A 1648-nucleotide genomic window follows, 5' to 3' on the forward strand; every position below is an offset into this window, starting at 1 on the left:
TGCCCGCTGCGGCCGTCATTCCGGTGCTGCCGTACCCCAGCGTTCCCGAGGCCACTGAATGGCTGTGCAAGGCCTTCGGCTTCACCGAGCGCCTGCGGATCGGATCGCATCGGGTCCAGCTGAATGCGCCGGCGGGGCAGGGCGCGGTGGTGGTGGCGGCGCGCGGGCCGTCCGCCGAGGCCACCTCGGCTTCCGTGGTGGTGCGGGTGCATGGCGTGGACGCGCTGTTCGAAGCCGCGTGCGCCCACGGGGCCACGGTGATCGGGCCGCCCCAGACGCACGTCTATGGCGAGCGCCAGTTCACGGTGGCCGATCCCTTCGGCCATGTCTGGACCTTCTCCGAATCGGTGGCGGATGTCGATCCGGCCGCGTGGGGCGGCGAGTACCTCGGCGAAGGCGACTGAGCTGCATCACGCGGCGCCAGCCCGGAATGCGGCCTTCATCCGCGCCTCCAAGGCCGTTGCATCGGCATCCCGGTGCGTGGCGCGCGCCGCGTGGATCGCGAGCAGATAGGCCCGACGCGTCGGCCGCGCCGCAAGGTTCTGCTGCGCCAGCGCCCAGGCCTGCTCCGGGGCGTCGCCTGCACCCAGGTAGAACTCGGCCGCGTGATCGRCAAAGGCGAGCGGATGCCTCGACAACAGCGCCTCGAAGCCACGCCTCGCCCGCTCGATCTCGCGCTCGCCGCGAGTGCGGTGCCCGGCGCGGACGTGCAGTTGCCCGAGCAAAGCCAGGGCCTCAGGTTCATCGGTGTGCTGCGTCAGGCGCTCGAGCCGCGCCGTCGCCGCCGGCTCGTCGCCACGCCTCACCTCCAGCTCGGCGAGGTGGATGTTCGCCACGACGAAGGCCGGCAGATGTCGCACGGCCTGCGCATACATGGCCTCGCCGCGCACCGGGTCATCGCCTTGCTCGGCCCACATCCGGCCGCGCATGAACCAGGTCCATGCATGGGGGAACGGCGAGGTCGTGTCGAGCTCGTCGAGCGCGGCGGCGTACAGGCGGTCGGCCTCGTCCAGGCGGCCCACGGCGGCATACGCGGTGGCCAGTGCGCTGTGCGATGCGAAGCCGGGGCGCCTCGCCACGTTCGACTCCAGTGGCGCGATCGCGTCGTGCGCCCGCCCTACCGCGACCAGGATCGACGCGCGCTGGGACGCCACCTTCTCGCCCTCGGCGCCAGCCCGCGCCGCGGCCTCCACGTCGGCCAGCGCATCCGCGAAGCGATGCACCGCCGCACGGCTGCGTGACCGGCGGAGCAGGTCGTCGGCGGTGTGCACATTCCGTTCTGCGAGGTCGACGACGCGGTCCAGCGCCGCGTAGTCGGCCAGCGTTCGCGAGCGCAGCAACAGCAGCTCGTCGATGCCCGCATCCCCCGCGGCCTGCGCGATCAGGTGGTCGAGGTTGGCGATGGCGATCGCGCCGTCGGTCGTCGCCGCCAGGAACGGGAACACGGTCGTCGAATGCCGCTTGTCGTCGTGGTCGACCCCGTCGTCGACGGTGTCCGGCGTGCCGCGGATCAGCAGCGAGCGGAACACGCCGTTGACGTTGTAGTTCGGCGTGCGGCCGCCGCAGTCGTTGACCGGTGCGCCCTCGGCCGCCGACTCCACCGCCAGGTAGCGGGTGCAGGTCGAGACCCGCGAGTCCACCCACAGCC

General features: G+C 72.2%; 2 protein-coding genes. One reads left to right on the top strand and one right to left on the bottom strand.

All coding sequences use genetic code 11. From position 1 onward, the window contains the following. On the top strand, positions 1–404 hold a 404-nt coding region (locus AC1D12_RS32850; protein WP_477845309.1), incomplete at its 5' end, for a VOC family protein. Positions 405–410: 6 nt separating this feature from the next. Here the strand turns inward: AC1D12_RS32850 and AC1D12_RS32855 are convergent. Then, positions 411–1648: hypothetical protein (locus AC1D12_RS32855; RefSeq protein WP_477845310.1), on the bottom strand; the 1238-nt coding region annotated here is incomplete at its 5' end.

This window comes from Rhizobacter sp. P1_G5 (genome assembly GCF_056405435.1).